The following is a 14,521-nucleotide window of genomic DNA, read 5'->3' on the forward strand; positions in this document are numbered from 1 at the left end:
ATTACATGAAACGTCAAAACCTCTCCCAACCGCGGTGGTCCCCCGAGGGGCTGCTCAGTCTCTTGCGCGCCAGCCTGCCGCCTGCGGGACCCGGGGCGACCCCACTCCCTGCGCCCCCGGCGCGCCTCGACAGCCGTCAGCTGACCGAGGTGGCCAGCCAGTGGCGCAGGCGTTCGGAGTCGGGCGACGAAGGGGCAGAATCCGTGGCGGCCGCACTGGACTACATCGCCACGCGCCGCGCGCGGGAAAGAGGCGAGCGGATCCAGGCGATGGGCAAGCGGCTTTCGCAACTGATGCAACTGAGTTGAGGCGCGCCATGAAGACCCAGACCGAAGCCATTCGCGAAGGCTACGAAGTCGATCTGTCCGGACCCGGCCGGCCGTTGGGAGCGCGAGGTAGATACCCCGACTACGAAATGATTCCCTTGCTGACCGACATGGAAGCGGAACTGCTCAACACGCTGAGCCTGGTGCGCAAGATGCTCGCCGAAGGCCCGCCCAGCAAGGATGCCCAGCAGGGCGTGGTGCTCGCGATCGACGGCCTGCTTTCCGTCGCGCGCGCCTGAAGGCGCTCAGCGCCGCGCGGCCGCCGGCTGCACGCGCTCCTGCGCCGTGACCGTGCGTGTCACGAGCCGCCCTTCCCGCAGCAGCGACACCTGGACCGGCCGCCCGATGCGCTCCGCATTGAGCAATCGCAAAAGATCGTCCGCACCGGCGATCGTCACGCTTTCCAGCGCGACGAGGATGTCGCCCACCCTCAGCCCTGCCAGGTCCGCGGGGCCGCCGGCCTGCACTTCGCCGATGCGCACCGCGTTGGCGCCCGCATGAATGGCCAGGGCCACGCGCCGCGCCAGCGGCACCGTCTGCGCCGCGATGCCGAGATGCGCGCGCCGAACCCGGCCATGGGCGATGAATTCGCCGATCACGAAGCGGGCCGTGTTGCTGGAGACGGCGAAGGCGAGCCCCTGCGCGCCGGCGATCATGGCGGTGTTGATGCCGACCACCTGGCCCGACGCAGCCACCAGCGCGCCGCCGGAGTTGCCAGGGTTGAGCGCCGCGTCGGTCTGGATGACATCGTCGATCAGGTGCCCGCTTTGCGAGCGCAGCGAGCGGCCCAGCGCCGAGACGATGCCGGCCGTGACGGTGGATTCGAAGCCCAGCGGATTGCCGATGCCCACCACCAGGTGGCCGCGCTTCAGCACCTTCGAATCGCCCAGCGTCGCAGTCGCGGCGCCGCGCGGGAGTTCGACGCGCAGCAGCGCCAGGTCGGTGGCCGGATCGTCGCCGAGCACCTCGGCCTCCCGGTCGCCGCCTTCCGGGAGCCCGACACGCACGCGCCGCGCCGCTGCCACCACATGGCTGTTGGTGAGCACCAGCCCGTCGCCGGCGATGACCACGCCGGATCCGAGGCCGCCGCCGCGCCGGCCGGGCGCTGCGCTTTGCACCCGCACGACGGCCGGTCCGGCGCTGTCGGCCACTGCGGCGACCGCGCGCGAGTAGGCGTCGATCAGGGCGTCCTGGGCCGGCTCGGGGCCGGTGCCTTCCGTGTTGAGCATGGCTTCAGATGGCTTCATTGCGTGAAGCCACAAGGGCTGAAGCCACTGCCCGGATGGGCAGGTACCCGCTCGCAGCGTCGATCAGCCCAGCCGCCCCTCCTCCCGCAGCCGCGCGCCGATGCGTCGGATCTCGGCCTCGCCCTGATCGAGCGCCGCCTTGCTCGTATGCACCGAGTAGTAGCCCATCACCAGTTCGTGCGGATGCTTCACGGCCGAGCCCAGAACGAAGGCCGTGTCGCCGTGGGCCACGAAGTCGATGGCGTCTTCGGATTCCTCGAACACCGCGAGCTCGCCGGTAACGACCGGCCCACCCGCATCGAGCCCGCCCGCATTGACCGCGACCCAGCCCACCGTGTGGCCGGCGGGCGGCGTGTAGCGCCAGCGCTCGCCGTCTTTCAGGCGCACGGCCAGATAGTTCATCGACGCCGGCGCCGGAATGGCGCTTTGCGCCTTGCCGTAGCGCCCGAGGAGCACGCGCACCGGGCCCTCTTGCGGCACCTGGGAGGGCGCGAGGTAGAGGCTCTGGGCCGGTGCGTTCTCTTCCGAAGCGGGCAACGCCACCCAGAGCTGGAAGCCCAGGACCGGCGAGTTGCCGACCGGCGCGCCGGTGTGCCACACGCCGTTGCCGGCGCGCATCCACTCCACGCCGCCAGCGGGCAGCACACCCTTCTTGCCGGTCGTGTCTTCATAGCCCACTTCGCCTTCGATCATGAAGGTCAGCGTCGCGATGCCCGAGTGCGGGTGCATGCCGAAGCCCTTGTGGTCGGGCTCGGGCTGCAAGCCGAAGAGGTCGAGAAAGACGAAGGGCTTGAGAAACTCGCCGAGGTCGCCCGGACTCACGAGCCGCGTGATCGGCCCGTGCGTGCTGCCGCTTGTGCGGTAGACGATGGCACGGGCTTCGGTGGCAACGTCGGTCGTCATACCGCTTCCCTCGCCGACTTCAGCGCCTTCGCCCACCAGGCCATGTCGTCTAGCAACCCGTTGGCGGCCTGCGCCAGGTGCGGAAAGTCTTCGAAGCTCTTGCCCTGCTGCCAGATGCCGAGGAACTCCACCATGCCGATGTGAACGGCATTGCGCACCGGCGCCATCTGAAGCTCGGTAGCCACCAGCCGAAGCTGCTCGACGGCACGTGCCGCGCCCACGCCGCCATAGCCCACGAAGCCGATCGGCTTGCGGATGAATTCCTTGTACGCGTAGTCGAAGGCGTTCTTCAGCACCGCGCTCGGGCCGTGGTTGTACTCGGGCGTGACCACGATCAGGCCGTCGGTTGTCGCGAGCTTGTCGGCCCAGCGCCGCGCGGCCTCATTCTTCGCCGGCGCCCAGGCCGGCGACATCGGCTCGTTGAAGAAAGGCAGCGGGTGATCGCGCAAGTCGATCAGCTCGAAGGCGAGGTCGGTGCGCTGCCTGGCGATCTCGTGGATCCAGTGCGCGGGCTTTTCGCCGAAGCGGCCTTCGCGGGTCGAGCCGATGACGATGCCGATGCGGGGTTGTTGCTGTTGGGTCATGGGTACTTCTGACAAGTTGATGAGGGGAAATGAAAGGGTCAGCCCGCCGCCAAGAGCGAGACGGGCCGCAGCCGCCAGGCCACGAAGGCAGTGAGCGCACCGAGCACCACGGCCGGCGCGGGATTGCCGCCGATCAGCACCACGTGCGTCGCCACCGCACCGACCATGGTTGCGGCGAGCAGCAGGCCGCCGAAGAAGCCGGTTGCAGGTACGAGCAGCAGCACGGTGCCCACGACTTCGACCGCGCCCGTCAGGTAACGAAACCACTGGCCGAAGCCGATGGCATCGAACACCTGGACCATCTGCGGCACGCCGGCCAGCTTGGAGAGGCCAGCCGCGCCGAAAGCCAGCGCCAGAAGAATGCGAACGCCCCAGACGATGCGGCGCTGCGTGGGGGAAACCGGAAAAAGAGCCATGGAAAGAGGTGTCCTTGCGTGTGCGTTGAGGCGTGGGAGCCCGATGCGCAGAAGATTAGGGTCGCACCCATTGATCGACTAGACGGCACAATCTGATTGCACTCGTCCACAGATAGAAGGAATCGCCTCGTGTTCGACCTGAACGACATCGCCATGTTTGTGCAGGTGGTGCGCTGCGGCAGCTTTGCCGAGGCGGCGCGGCGGCTGGGCGTGCCGCCCAACACCGTGAGCCGGCGCATCCAGCAGCTCGAAGCCCGGCTCGGCACGCGGCTGATGCAACGCTCCACCCGCAAGCTCACGCTCACCAGCGCCGGCCAGGCCTTCCACGAGCGCTGCGCAGGTGCGGTCGACGGGCTGGTCGAAGCCGGCCAGGCGTTGTTGACGGGCAGCCAGGAACCCAGTGGCCTGGTGCGCGTGGCGGCGACAGCCGATTTCTTCGACTTCTTCCCGATGGAGTGGGTGGCCGACTTTCTGGCCGCGCATCCGCTGGTGCGGCTCGACTTCGTGCTCAGTGATGCCAAGGCCGATCTGATTGCCGAGCAGATCGACGTCGCGTTTCGCGGCGGCCCGCTGCGCGACTCGGGCTATGTCGGCCGCCGGCTCCTCGGCGCCCGCAGCGGCGGCATGGTGGCCAGCCCCGCCTACATCGCCGCGCGCGGCGCGCCCGCCACGCTGCAAGACCTGGCGAACCACGACTGCGTGAGCTCCGCCCACCCCAGCGGCCGCACCACCTGGCGCCTGGCCGGCCCCGATGGGGTGCAGGAGGAAGTGCAGGTCGCCGGCCGCTTCAGCGGCAACACGGCCCAGGCGCTGCGCAAAGCCACCCTGGCCGGCCTCGGCATCGCGCTGCTGCCGCCCGCCATGGCCAGGCTCGACATTCAGGCCGGCCTGCTCGTGCCGGTGCTGCCGCAATACCAGCGCACCAGCCAAGGCCTGAGCGTGCTCTACCCGAGCCGGCGGCACCTGCCGCTGGCGGTGTCGGCGTTCATCGGGTTGGTGTTGGAGAAGCTGAGTGCGGTAGAGACGTTGCCGGAGGTGCTCCGGTCCTAGGCCGGCACGCCGTCCACGTTCGCCCGGTCCCAGTGCCGGTGCTTCGCGATCGCCGCGATGAAGTCCTGCGCGATCTGCGTGGCGGCGCTGGTGTCGCCCAGGTTGGTGGTGGGCGTGGCGGCCACCACCACGCCGGCCGGCGCCTTGCCCGGATCGGCGCCGACGCCCAGCGTCGCGAGCAGCTTCACGCCCTCGCCCACCGTGCAGATGGCCTTGCAGTGCTTGTAGGCCTCGAGCACGAAATGCAGCGCATCGCCGTTGCGCGCCAGCGCCTCGGCGCCCTGCGCGCCGGCCGGCACGAGCACGGCGTCGAACATCACCGAAGGCATGTTGGCGAAGGTGGCATCGACACCGAGCTGGCGCCTGGACGCGCTCGCGACAGTGCCGAGCCGCGGGCCGACCACCTTGCACTGCGCGCCCGCCTGTTCGAGGGCTTCGCGGATCGGCTTCAGCGAGGCTGAGTCGATTCCGTCCATCACCAGGACCGCCACCTTGCGCGTCTTGATCGAGCCATCGCCGGTGTCCGCCATGCTGAGCGCGCGCGATTCCTCGATCGGCAGCGTCATGCGGTGTTCGCGATAACCGGCCCGGCCCGCGGCCGCCTTGGCATCGGGGGCGTCGATGCCCAGCGACTCGGCCACGCGGCGCGCGAGCTTCTCGTCGACGTGCGCAAGGTTGTCCACCATGCGCTGGCGTATCGCCGGCGCCTCGACCTTCGAGAGCTCGAAGCGAAAGGCCGCGATGATGTGCTCCTTCTCGGCCGCGCTCTGGCTGTTGAAGAATAGCCGCGCCTGCGTGAAGTGGTCGTCGAAGGAGGGGCTGCGGCGCCGCAGCTTGGGCGGGTCGATTTCCTCGGGAAAGGACTGGAAGCCGCCGCTCGCGCCGTCGATGCGAAATTCCTTGCCGTCGAGGAGCGAGTGCGGTTCGTAGGCCACCTGGCCGCGCGCGATGGTCTGGCGGTGCATGCCGTCGCGCTGGAAGTTGTGGAAGGGGCAGACGCTCCTGTTGATCGGCAGCTCGTGGAAGTTGGCGCCGCCCAGGCGCGAGATCTGCGTGTCGGTGTAGGAAAACAGGCGGCCCTGCAGCAGCGGATCGTTCGTGAAATCGATGCCCGGCACCACGTGGCCCGGGTGGAAGGCCACCTGCTCGGTCTCGGCGAAGAAATTGTCGGGGTTGCGGTTGAGCACCAGGCGGCCGATGCGCTGCACCGGCACCATCTCCTCGGGCACGATCTTGGTCGGGTCGAGCAGATCGAAACCGAAGGCATGCTCCTTGTCCTGCGGAATCAGCTGCACACCCAGCTCCCACTCGGGGAAATCGCCGCGCTCGATGGCCTCCCACAGGTCGCGCCGGTGGAAGTCGGCATCCTTGCCGGCGATCTTCTGCGCCTCGTCCCAGGCCAGCCCGTGGATGCCGAGCTTGGGCTTCCAGTGGAACTTGACGAAGTGGCTCTCGCCGCGCGCATTGACGAAGCGGAAAGTGTGGACGCCGAAGCCTTCCATCATGCGCAGGCTGCGCGGGATCGCGCGGTCCGACATGATCCACATTAGCATGTGGGTGGTCTCGGGCATCAGCGAGGCGAAGTCCCAGAAGGTGTCGTGGGCGCTCGCGGCCTGCGGCATCTCGTGGTGCGGTTCGGGCTTGACGGCGTGGATCAGGTCGGGGAACTTGATCGCATCCTGGATGAAGAACACCGGGATGTTGTTGCCCACCAGGTCGTAGTTGCCCTCGCGCGTGTAGAACTTGACCGCGAAGCCCCGCACGTCGCGCACCGTGTCGGCCGAGCCGCGCGAACCCGCCACGGTCGAGAAGCGCACGAAAACGGGCGTGCGGATCGCCGGATCCTGCAGGAAATCGGCAGAGGTGAACTGCGACATCGACTTGTAGACCTCGAAGTAGCCGTGCGCCGCCTCGCCGCGTGCATGCACCACGCGCTCGGGAATGCGCTCGTGGTCGAAGTGCGTGATCTTCTCGCGCAGGATGAAGTCTTCGAGCAGCGTCGGCCCGCGCGCGCCCGCCTTCAGCGAGTTGTGGTTGTCCGGGATCTGCAGGCCCTGATTGGTGCTGAGCTGCGGGGTGTTGTCGCTCGTGAAGGCGGCCAATTGTTCCTGCTTGGCATTGCTGCCGTCCCCCGGCTTGGGGCGACGGGCGGCGGCCGCCTTGTTCTGTGGCGTCATCGAGATTCCTCCGTTCTCTTGGAATGCGGCGCCTCGAAGCGCCGCAGGATCAGCCGGCTTCCGCGTCGAAGAGCACGTCCAGTGCGCTGACCACCGCCACGAGTCCGACGACGCCGGCCGCAGCCGCTATGGCCCAGAACAGGACATCGTCGATCCAGGCATCTCCGAGCGCGCCGAACAGTGAGGAAAACTCCATGATTCGCTCCAGATCATCGTTGCGGGACGGTTCGACAGGCGCTGCATGCCGGCTGCGAGCAAGCCATGAGCTTAGATTTGGCACCGCGCAAACCCCGTAGTGGCCGCGCGCTCCGGCGTGTGGGAGCGGCGAGGAGTACACAGTAGGACCGCACTGACGGCTTTGTGGGCTTGCCTACGCCGCTTCGCGTACCCATCTATGCCCGCCAGCCGCGGCGGGCTATAGGATGAAGCGGCTGCGCTCGGCACCAAACCTGCTTGTGCGGCATCACACCTCTGACCTTCGCAACCGGCCCGCGCCACCATGCTCATCAAAATCGGTTTCGACATCGAACTCGGCGTCACGGCGCCCACGGCGTTGCTCTACATGCTGCAGGTGCATCCTTCGCGCGCCGCCGACATCGCGCACGGCGAGCACATCACGATCAGTCCGCCGCTCTACACCGACCACTACCGCGACGCCTTCGACAACCATTGCGCGCGCGTGCAGGTGCCCGCCGGCGTGAGCAGCGTGCGTCTGCGCAACGAAGCGGTGGTCTTCGACACCGGCTGGGCCGACCCGATCGACCTGGGGGCCGTCGAGCACATGCCGGCCGATCTGCCGGTTGAAACGCTGCCCTTCCTGCTGCCCAGCCGCTACTGCGAGGTCGACAGCGAACTGCTGCAGTTCGCATGGAACACCTTCGGCCAGGTGCCCAAGGGCTGGCCGCTGGCGCAAGCCATCTGCGACTACGTGCACCAGCACCTGCGCTTCGACTACCAGCGTGCACGCGCCACGCGCACCGCACTCGAAGCGTGGCGCGAGCGCGTCGGCGTGTGCCGCGACTTCACCCACCTGGCGATCACGCTGTGCCGCTGCATGAACATTCCGGCGCGCTACGTGACCGGCTACCTCGGCGACATCGGCATTCCGCCCGTGCCCTACCCGATGGATTTCAGCGCCTGGTTCGAGATCTACCTCGGCGAGCGCTGGCACACCTTCGATGCGCGCCACAACACGCCGCGCATCGGCCGCATCACCATCGCGCGCGGCCGCGACGCGGCCGATGTGCCGATCACGATGGTGTTCGGGGAGAACACGCTGCAGCGCTTCGAGGTGACCACCGAGGAGGTGGTCTGAAGCTTCAGTCCGGCGGCGGCGCGTAGCCCAGCGTTTTCATCGCCGCGCCCAGGCCCTTTCGGCTCTTCTCCATCGCAGCCCACGGCTTGTTGCCGATGGCGATGCGCTCGCCGATGTTCCTGATCGTCCATTGCGAGGCGCTCTTCAGCTCGGGCAGCTCGTCCCATTCGAGCGGCACCGACACGCCCAGCCCCGGCCGCGAACGCGCCGACCAGGCGCTGACCGTGGTGGCGCCGAAGCCGTTGCGCAGGTAGTCGACGAAGATCTTGCCGACCCGGTTGCGCGGCCCGCTCTTGGCGACGAAGCGATCGGGGATGGTCTGCGCCAGGTGCTGGACCGCCGCCTGCGAGAAGCCCTTGACCGCATCCCAGCCGTGGTGGCGCCGGATCGGCACCAGCACGTGCAGGCCCTTGCCGCCGCTGGTCTTCAGGAAGGCCGGCAGGCCGAGTTCGGTGAGCAGCGTGCGCACCAGCATCGCTGGCCTCCAGCATCTTCGGCCATTCGACGCCCTCGCCCGGATCCAGGTCGAAGGTCATGCGGTCCGGCTTGTCGATCGCATTCGAGGTGGCATTCCAGGTGTGCAGCTCGATCACGTTCATCTGCGCGGCCGAAAGCACGCCTTTGGCGCTGTCGATCTGCAGCATCGGCTCGTGGTCGGGGTCGAGCGCCGGGTCCAGCAGCTTCACGCCCGGCAGCTCGCTCTGGTTGGCATGCTTCTGGAAGAACAGCTCGCCGCCGACGCCCTCCGGCGCGCGCACCAGTGCCACCGGCCGGCCCTTCAGATGCGGCAGCAGGAGCGCCGACACCTCGTGATAGAAGGCGACGAGCTCGCCCTTGGTGGTGCCGCTCTTATTGTCGATCACGCGCTCGGCGTGGGTGATGCGCAGGTCCATGGTGCGGCTCGCTCCTTTGTTGCTGCTGCTGCCGGCGCGCGCGGCGGCAGCCGGCTTGGGCGGCGCCTGCGCTTTCTCGCGGCGGATCTCGGTGGCCGGCTTGTCGGTGCGCAAGCCCTGGAAGACGGCCTGGCGCACGCGACCATCGCGCGTCCACTCGCCGAAGGAGATCTCGGCCACCAGCTTCGGCTTGACCCATTGCGCCTTGACGCCGGCGGGCCGCTCGTCGAAGGGGCAGTCGTCGCTCGCCAACTTGTCGAGCCGGGCCTTGATGTCCGCCAGGCGATCGGCGTCGAAGCCGGTGCCGACGTTGCCGCAGTACTTGAGCGCGCCCTGGTCGTCGCACACGCCGAGCAGCAGCGAGCCGAAACCCGTGCGCGCGCCCTTGGGTGCGGTGTAGCCGCCGATCACGAACTCCTGCCGCTGCTGGTTCTTGAGCTTGATCCAGGTCGGCGAGCGGCGCGAGACATAGCCCGAACCCTTCAGCTTGCCGATGATCCCCTCGAAGCCGAGCTGCGCGGACGACGCCAGCAGAGCGCGCGGCGCGGCCTCGAAGGCCTCGGACAGCAGCAGCGACGCCGGCGGCTTCTTGCCCAGCAACTTCGCCAGCAACGCGCGGCGCTCTTCCACCGGCGTCTCGCGCAGGTCGCGGCCGTCGAGGAAGGGCGCATCGAAGAGCCAGTAGACGATCGATGAGGTGGCGCCGCGTTCGAAGGCGTTCTGCAGCGCCTGGAAATCCGGCGCGCCGTTCTCGCCATGCACCACGATCTCGCCGTCCAGCCAGGCCGAGCGCGTGGGCAGCTTCGCGAGCGCCTTCACCAGGCCGAGAAGCTTCGCGCTCCAGTCGTGGCCGTTGCGCGTGATGCATTGCACCTTGTCGCCGTCGATGCGCGCCAGCAGGCGGTAGCCGTCGAACTTGAGTTCGTAGAGCCAGTCCTCGGCCGCCGCGGGCGGCGCCGCGACCAGCGTGGCGAGCTGGGGTTCGAGGCCGCGCGGCAGCGCGGCCCTGGGTGCGGCTTTCGCCTTCTTCGCTGCAGGCGGCTGCTTCGTCGTCGTCTTTGCGGCCGGCGGCACCGGGTCGTCGACGCCGCGGCCGCTCAGCACGCTGTCGGGCAGTTCTTCCACCACGTCGAAGTCGGCCAGCGGGCGCGCTTCATCGTCGTTCTCCTTGATCAGGAGCCAGGGCTCCTGCTTCTCGTCCTTGCCGCGCATGCGCAGCAGCGTCCAATGGCCGCGCAGCTTGTCGCCGTACAGCTCGAACTTGAGCTTGCCCTCGGCCAGCCCCTGGCGCGCATCGCCCTCGGCCGCCCACTCGCCGCGGTCCCAGACGATCACCGTGCCGGCGCCGTACTGCTTGGGCGGGATGGTGCCTTCGAAGTCGGCGTAGGAGACCGGATGGTCTTCCACGTGCACCGCCATGCGCTTGACGCTCGGATCGAGGCAGGGGCCCTTGGGCACGGCCCAGCTCTTGAGCGTGCCGTCGAGCTCGAGCCGGAAGTCGTAGTGCAGGCGGCTCGCATGGTGCTTCTGGACCACGAAGGAATGCGCGCCTCGGCTGCCGCGGCCGAACTTGTGCGGCTCCGGCGTCTTCTTGAAATCGCGCTTGCCGTGATAGCGCGCCAGCGCTTCGCGCGCACTCGGTTTGCTCGCCACGCGCTGCCTCAGGCCGCCTTGTGGCGCGATGCGGACTTGCGGGCCGGCGCGCGCTTGCGGGCCGTGGCCTTGGCGGCCGGCTTGCGGGTCGGCTTGGCTTCTTCCGGCTCTTCCTCCTCGTCTTCAGCCGCCGCCTTGCCGCCCTTGCGCAGGCTGCGCTGCAGCAGCTCGGTGAGGTCGAGGATCTTCGCGCCAGAACGCCCTGCCTGTTCCTCGATCGGCTCGAGCTTCGTGACCTCCTCGGTCTGGCCCGCTTCGACCTTCTGGTCGACCAGCCGCATGATCTCGTCCTTGAACGAGTCCTTGAATTCATCGGGGTCCCAGTCCGAGCTCATGTCCTTGACCAGTTCCCCGGCCATCTTGAGTTCGCGCTCCGAAAGGCCCACCTGCTTGGCGCTTTCGGAAGGCAGGGGCAGGTCTTTCCATGGCCGGATGTCGGCACCCCAGCGCAGCAGGTTCAGCACCAGCCCCGGCCCCACCGGCACCAGCGCCGCGAGATGCTGCTTGGTCTGGATCACGACCCGGGCGACGCCGATGCGGCCGGCGCGCTTGAGCGTTTCGCGCAACAGCGCGTAGACCTTGCCGCCGCGGTTGATCGGCGCGACGTAGTAGGGCCGCTCGAGGTAGACGAAGGGAATGCTGTCGGCCGGCACGAAGGTCTCGATCTCGATGGTCTGCGTGGTCTTGGGGTAGGCGTCGGCGATTTCCTTGTCGCTCAGCACCACGTACTCGCCGTCCTCGTACTCGATGCCCTTCACGATCTGCTCGCGCGCGATCTCCTTGCCGGTCTTCTTGTTGACGCGCTTGTAGCCCACCGGGTCCATGGTGCGCTTGTCGAGCCAGTCGAAGTCGATGCTGTGGTCGACGGTGGCCGAGTACAACGCCACCGGGATGTGGACCAGGCCGAAACTGATGGCGCCCTTCCACAGGACGCGCGGTGCGGGGGTTTTGGATGTGGGCATGACGGCGATCCTCCGGAGCGCCACCGTAGGGCGGGCGGCCGGCGCCGCATGTAGGAACGCGGCGTTGCGCGTCGTAAGGCCTAGGCGGCGAAGCCGTAGAGCTCGGCCGGGTTGTCCACCAGCAGCTTGCGGCGCGCGGCTTCGCTGTCGAAGAGCGCCAGCGCCCAGTCGAGCAGGGCCGCATTGGAGGGCTCGGGCTTGACGTTGGGATGCGGCCAGTTGCTGGCCCAGACGCAGCGCTCGGGATAGCGCCGGGCCAGCAGGCGCGCGAGCGGCACTGCGTCGGCGTACGCGGGCGGGCCGCTCTTGGAGGTCTCGTAGGGCGCGGCCAGCTTGATCCAGCAGTTGCCCTTGTCGAGCAGGCGGCAAAGCGCGCCCACGGCCTCGCCGTCGAGCGCCACGGGTCCGAGGAACTTGCCGATGTGGTCAATGACGAAGCGCCCCGGCAGGCGCTCCAGCATCGCCATGTGCTGCGGCAGCTCGCGCCCGTCGAGCTGCAGGTTGATGTGCCAGGAAAGCGGCGCGATCCGCGCGGCCATGCCCTCCAGACTGGACCAGGGCAGCAGGCCGCCCGACAACATCATGAAGCGCACGCCGCGCATGCCGGCACGGTGCAGGCGCTCGAGCTCGGCATCGGCCACCTCGGGCGGCACCACCGCGATGCCGCGCGCCTCGGCGCCCAGCTGCTCCAGCGCCGACAGCGTGCAGCGGTTGTCGAAGCCGTAGCCCGTGGGCTGGACCACGATGGTGCGCGTGAGGCCGAGCGCCTGCTGCACCTCGCGGTAGGCCGAGGCCGGCGCATGCGGCGGCTTGAAGGTCGCGGTCGGCGCGAGCGGCCAGGCGTCTTCGTAGATGTGGACATGGCAATCGCAGGCGCCGGCGTAGTCGATGGGAGCAATCGTCATGCGGCAAGCCTCCATTGCGCAATCCGCGTGGCATGCGCCGCATTCACGGCGCCGGGCGGCATCTCGCCGCGCATCAGCGCGGCGATCTGGGACACGGTCTCGAGCGCCTGGTGCTCCACCGCCGGCAGCGTGAGCCCGCCGATGTGCGGCGTGGCGACGACGCGCGGATGGCGCGCGAGCGCCGGCGCGGGCATCTGGTCGGGCGCGCGCCCGACGTCGAGCGCGGCGCCGGCCAGGCGGCCGGATTCGAGCGCGGCGAGCAGGGCCTCGTCGTCAACCAGCTCGCCGCGCGCCGCATTGATGAAGAAGGCGCCCGCCTTCATGGCCGCGAAGGCTTCGGCGTTCATGAGCTTCTCGGTCTGCGCGTTGGCCGGCGCCAGGCAGACGACGAAGTCGGACTGCGCCAGCAGCGTCGGCAGCGCGACCTGCTCGCGCATCGGCTGCCTGGCGATCGGCTGCGGATCGTTGACCAGCACCCGCATGCCGAAGGCCTGCGCCAGGTCGCCGAGATAACGGCCGATCGCACCGAAGCCGATGATGCCCAGCGTCGACGCGCGCAACTGCCGGCCCATGAAGGGCGCCGGCGGCTCGCCGCGGTGATAGGCATGCGTGTAGCGCCCGATGCCGCGGGCGAGGTCGACCATCGCGGCGACGATCCACTCGGCAACCGCCGGCACGAAGCCCGGGCTGGCCTGCGTCACCAGCACGCCGTGCCGGCTCGCGGCCTGGACGTCGACGGTGCGGATGTCGACCGCGCAGCGCACGAAGGCGGCCAACTGCGGCAGGTCGCGGAAGAGCGATTCGGGGCCGGGCGTCTGCCGGTACGCGATCAGCGCATCGCAGCCCTGCGCCGCGGCCACCAGTTCGGGCGTCGAGAGCTCGCGCGCCTCGGGATTGAAGCGCACTTCGGCGATCGCCTCCAGCGCCTGGGTGGCCTTGGGGCCGAAGTACTGCGTCAGCTTGTCGGCTGGATGCGTCACGAAAACGGTCGTCATGTGGCTGCCTTCTCGGGCTTGGTTTTTCTTGTGCTGCGGGGCCGGCCGGCCGCGGGCGGCGGCGGCGCGACGGACTCGCGTTCGATCAGTTGAACTTCGGTGAAGACCTGCTCGCGTTCGTCCTCGCCGGCCTCGCTCGGGTGCTGCATCACGCGCTCGACCATGGCGCGCGCCATCTCGCGCACCGGCAACTGCACCGTGCTCAGCATCGGGTTCGACAAGGTCGCGAGAAACAGGCCGTCGATGCCCACCACCGAAACCTCCTCCGGCACGCGCAGGCCGGCTTCGCGCAGTCCCGCCATCAGCCCGAGGGCCATCAGGTCGTTGAGCGCGACGATGCCTGTCGGATGCTCGGGCAGGCCTGCGATCTGCAGCGCGGTCGCGCGGCCGACCTCGGCGATCACCGAATCGCCGTATTCGTTGAGCGCGCCGCCGTCGAGCACCTGAGCACTCGCACGCAGGCCTGCGGCCTCGGCGGCGGCGAAGAAGCCGTCGATCTTGGCGCTGCGGCTCATGGTCATGCCGGCCACGGTGGCGAAGGCCAGGCGCCGGTGGCCCTTGTCGATCAGGTGCTGCGTCGCCAGGCGCGCGGCCTCGAAGTTGTCGGGCATCACGTGGCCCACCTTCGAAGGCTTGCCCGGCGTCGCGCCGCGGTCGTAGCTCACCACCACCATGCCGCGCTCCACCGCCGACTCGAAGTGGCGCTCGTCGGCCAGCGAGGAGATCACGATCACGCGCCGCACGCCGTGCGCCAGCAGGTCTTCGAAGAAGGCGCTTTCCTTCTCGCGGTCGCGGTAGGTGCTGCCGATCAGGAGGCGAAAGCCGAAGCGCTCCTGCGCGATGCTTTCGATCTCGCGCGCGATGTAGCCGTACATCGGGTTCGCCATCGACGGCACCAGCAGGCCCAGGAGCGGCGTCTGTCCGGTCTTCAGCTGCTGGGCCAGCTTGCTGGGCCGGAACTGCAGCGCCTGGATCGACGCCTCGACGCGCGCCAGCGTTTCGGCGCGCATGCGGTCGGTGCGGCCATTGAGCACGTTGGACACGGTGCTCACCGACACGGCGGCATGGCGGGCGACGTCCTGGATGGTGGTCATG

Annotated in this window: 14 protein-coding genes and 1 pseudogene; 4 read left to right on the top strand and 11 right to left on the bottom strand. The window is 68.8% G+C overall.

Annotated elements, in window-relative coordinates; all coding sequences use genetic code 11:
- Positions 1 to 5 precede the first annotated feature (5 nt).
- Both ACSQ89_RS26975 and ACSQ89_RS26980 read left to right on the top strand, forming a co-directional pair.
- Positions 6 to 308: a hypothetical protein gene (locus tag ACSQ89_RS26975; RefSeq protein WP_436296577.1), complete on the top strand. Its 303-nt coding sequence runs from the start codon at positions 6 to 8 to the stop codon at positions 306 to 308.
- Between the two features lie 8 nt (positions 309 to 316).
- Positions 317 to 565 carry a hypothetical protein gene (locus ACSQ89_RS26980; protein WP_436293967.1) on the top strand — a complete coding sequence of 83 codons (249 nt, stop codon included), beginning with the start codon at positions 317 to 319 and terminating at the stop codon, positions 563 to 565.
- Positions 566 to 571: 6 nt separating this feature from the next.
- Here the strand turns inward: ACSQ89_RS26980 and ACSQ89_RS26985 are convergent, their stop codons facing one another.
- The 4 genes from ACSQ89_RS26985 to ACSQ89_RS27000 all read right to left on the bottom strand — a co-directional run bounded on the left by ACSQ89_RS26985 (position 572) and on the right by ACSQ89_RS27000 (position 3,476).
- A complete protein-coding gene (locus ACSQ89_RS26985; RefSeq protein ID WP_436296578.1) occupies positions 572 to 1,573 on the bottom strand; it encodes a S1C family serine protease in 1,002 nt (333 codons plus the stop codon).
- A 63-nt stretch (positions 1,574 to 1,636) separates the two neighbouring features.
- Entirely contained in the window at positions 1,637 to 2,476 is an 840-nt protein-coding gene (locus ACSQ89_RS26990) for a pirin family protein (RefSeq protein ID WP_436293966.1), read from the bottom strand.
- Positions 2,473 to 3,060, bottom strand: coding sequence for an NADPH-dependent FMN reductase (locus ACSQ89_RS26995; RefSeq protein ID WP_436293965.1), 588 nt, complete (start codon positions 3,058 to 3,060; stop codon positions 2,473 to 2,475). Before ACSQ89_RS26995 ends, ACSQ89_RS26990 begins: the two co-directional genes overlap by 4 nt.
- A 38-nt stretch (positions 3,061 to 3,098) precedes the next feature.
- A complete protein-coding gene (locus tag ACSQ89_RS27000; RefSeq protein ID WP_436293964.1) occupies positions 3,099 to 3,476 on the bottom strand; it encodes a DoxX family protein in 378 nt (125 codons plus the stop codon).
- 129 nt (positions 3,477 to 3,605) lie between these two features.
- On the opposite strand from ACSQ89_RS27000, the gene ACSQ89_RS27005 reads away from it, so the two are divergent.
- A complete protein-coding gene (locus ACSQ89_RS27005; RefSeq protein ID WP_436293963.1) occupies positions 3,606 to 4,526 on the top strand; it encodes a LysR family transcriptional regulator in 921 nt (306 codons plus the stop codon).
- Here the strand turns inward: ACSQ89_RS27005 and katE are convergent.
- Both katE and ACSQ89_RS27015 read right to left on the bottom strand, forming a co-directional pair.
- Positions 4,523 to 6,703, bottom strand: a complete 2,181-nt coding sequence (katE, locus tag ACSQ89_RS27010) for a catalase HPII (RefSeq protein ID WP_436293962.1) — start codon at positions 6,701 to 6,703, stop codon at positions 4,523 to 4,525. The two genes, ACSQ89_RS27005 and katE, sit on opposite strands and share 4 nt — an antisense overlap.
- Positions 6,704 to 6,752: 49 nt before the next feature.
- Positions 6,753 to 6,899 carry a hypothetical protein gene (locus ACSQ89_RS27015; RefSeq protein ID WP_436293961.1) on the bottom strand — a complete coding sequence of 49 codons (147 nt, stop codon included), beginning with the start codon at positions 6,897 to 6,899 and terminating at the stop codon, positions 6,753 to 6,755.
- 303 nt (positions 6,900 to 7,202) lie between these two features.
- On the opposite strand from ACSQ89_RS27015, the gene ACSQ89_RS27020 reads away from it, so the two are divergent.
- Positions 7,203 to 8,018, top strand: coding sequence for a transglutaminase-like domain-containing protein (locus ACSQ89_RS27020; protein WP_436293960.1), 816 nt, complete (start codon positions 7,203 to 7,205; stop codon positions 8,016 to 8,018).
- Between the two features lie 4 nt (positions 8,019 to 8,022).
- On the opposite strand, the pseudogene ligD reads toward ACSQ89_RS27020, so the two are convergent.
- The 5 genes and pseudogenes from ligD to ACSQ89_RS27045 all read right to left on the bottom strand — a co-directional run bounded on the left by ligD (position 8,023) and on the right by ACSQ89_RS27045 (position 14,520).
- Positions 8,023 to 10,564: pseudogene (gene ligD / locus ACSQ89_RS27025) on the bottom strand (DNA ligase D).
- A gap of 8 nt (positions 10,565 to 10,572) precedes the next feature.
- A complete protein-coding gene (locus ACSQ89_RS27030; RefSeq protein ID WP_436293959.1) occupies positions 10,573 to 11,526 on the bottom strand; it encodes a Ku protein in 954 nt (317 codons plus the stop codon).
- Positions 11,527 to 11,606: 80 nt separating this feature from the next.
- Positions 11,607 to 12,431, bottom strand: a complete 825-nt coding sequence (locus ACSQ89_RS27035) for an amidohydrolase family protein (protein WP_436293958.1) — start codon at positions 12,429 to 12,431, stop codon at positions 11,607 to 11,609.
- Complete coding sequence (locus tag ACSQ89_RS27040) at positions 12,428 to 13,426, bottom strand: hydroxyacid dehydrogenase (protein WP_436293957.1); 999 nt, start codon at positions 13,424 to 13,426, stop codon at positions 12,428 to 12,430. Before ACSQ89_RS27040 ends, ACSQ89_RS27035 begins: the two co-directional genes overlap by 4 nt.
- On the bottom strand, positions 13,423 to 14,520 hold the full coding sequence (locus tag ACSQ89_RS27045; protein WP_436293956.1) for a LacI family DNA-binding transcriptional regulator: 1,098 nt from the start codon (positions 14,518 to 14,520) through the stop codon (positions 13,423 to 13,425). The genes ACSQ89_RS27040 and ACSQ89_RS27045 overlap by 4 nt, the downstream gene beginning before the upstream one ends.
- Position 14,521: the final 1 nt, after the last annotated feature.

It is taken from the genome of Variovorax sp. LjRoot175 (assembly GCF_964253805.1).
Lineage (GTDB): Bacteria > Pseudomonadota > Gammaproteobacteria > Burkholderiales > Burkholderiaceae_C > Variovorax.

Coding starts and splice junctions, on each gene's coding strand:
- ACSQ89_RS26975 (WP_436296577.1), top strand. CDS start 6: ATGAAACGTCAAAACCTCTCCCAACCGCGGTGGTCCCCCGAGGGGCTG.
- ACSQ89_RS26980 (WP_436293967.1), top strand. CDS start 317: ATGAAGACCCAGACCGAAGCCATTCGCGAAGGCTACGAAGTCGATCTG.
- ACSQ89_RS26985 (WP_436296578.1), bottom strand. CDS start 1,573: ATGAAGCCATCTGAAGCCATGCTCAACACGGAAGGCACCGGCCCCGAG.
- ACSQ89_RS26990 (WP_436293966.1), bottom strand. CDS start 2,476: ATGACGACCGACGTTGCCACCGAAGCCCGTGCCATCGTCTACCGCACA.
- ACSQ89_RS26995 (WP_436293965.1), bottom strand. CDS start 3,060: ATGACCCAACAGCAACAACCCCGCATCGGCATCGTCATCGGCTCGACC.
- ACSQ89_RS27000 (WP_436293964.1), bottom strand. CDS start 3,476: ATGGCTCTTTTTCCGGTTTCCCCCACGCAGCGCCGCATCGTCTGGGGC.
- katE (WP_436293962.1), bottom strand. CDS start 6,703: ATGACGCCACAGAACAAGGCGGCCGCCGCCCGTCGCCCCAAGCCGGGG.
- ACSQ89_RS27015 (WP_436293961.1), bottom strand. CDS start 6,899: ATGGAGTTTTCCTCACTGTTCGGCGCGCTCGGAGATGCCTGGATCGAC.
- ACSQ89_RS27020 (WP_436293960.1), top strand. CDS start 7,203: ATGCTCATCAAAATCGGTTTCGACATCGAACTCGGCGTCACGGCGCCC.
- ACSQ89_RS27030 (WP_436293959.1), bottom strand. CDS start 11,526: ATGCCCACATCCAAAACCCCCGCACCGCGCGTCCTGTGGAAGGGCGCC.
- ACSQ89_RS27035 (WP_436293958.1), bottom strand. CDS start 12,431: ATGACGATTGCTCCCATCGACTACGCCGGCGCCTGCGATTGCCATGTC.
- ACSQ89_RS27040 (WP_436293957.1), bottom strand. CDS start 13,426: ATGACGACCGTTTTCGTGACGCATCCAGCCGACAAGCTGACGCAGTAC.
- ACSQ89_RS27045 (WP_436293956.1), bottom strand. CDS start 14,520: ATGACCACCATCCAGGACGTCGCCCGCCATGCCGCCGTGTCGGTGAGC.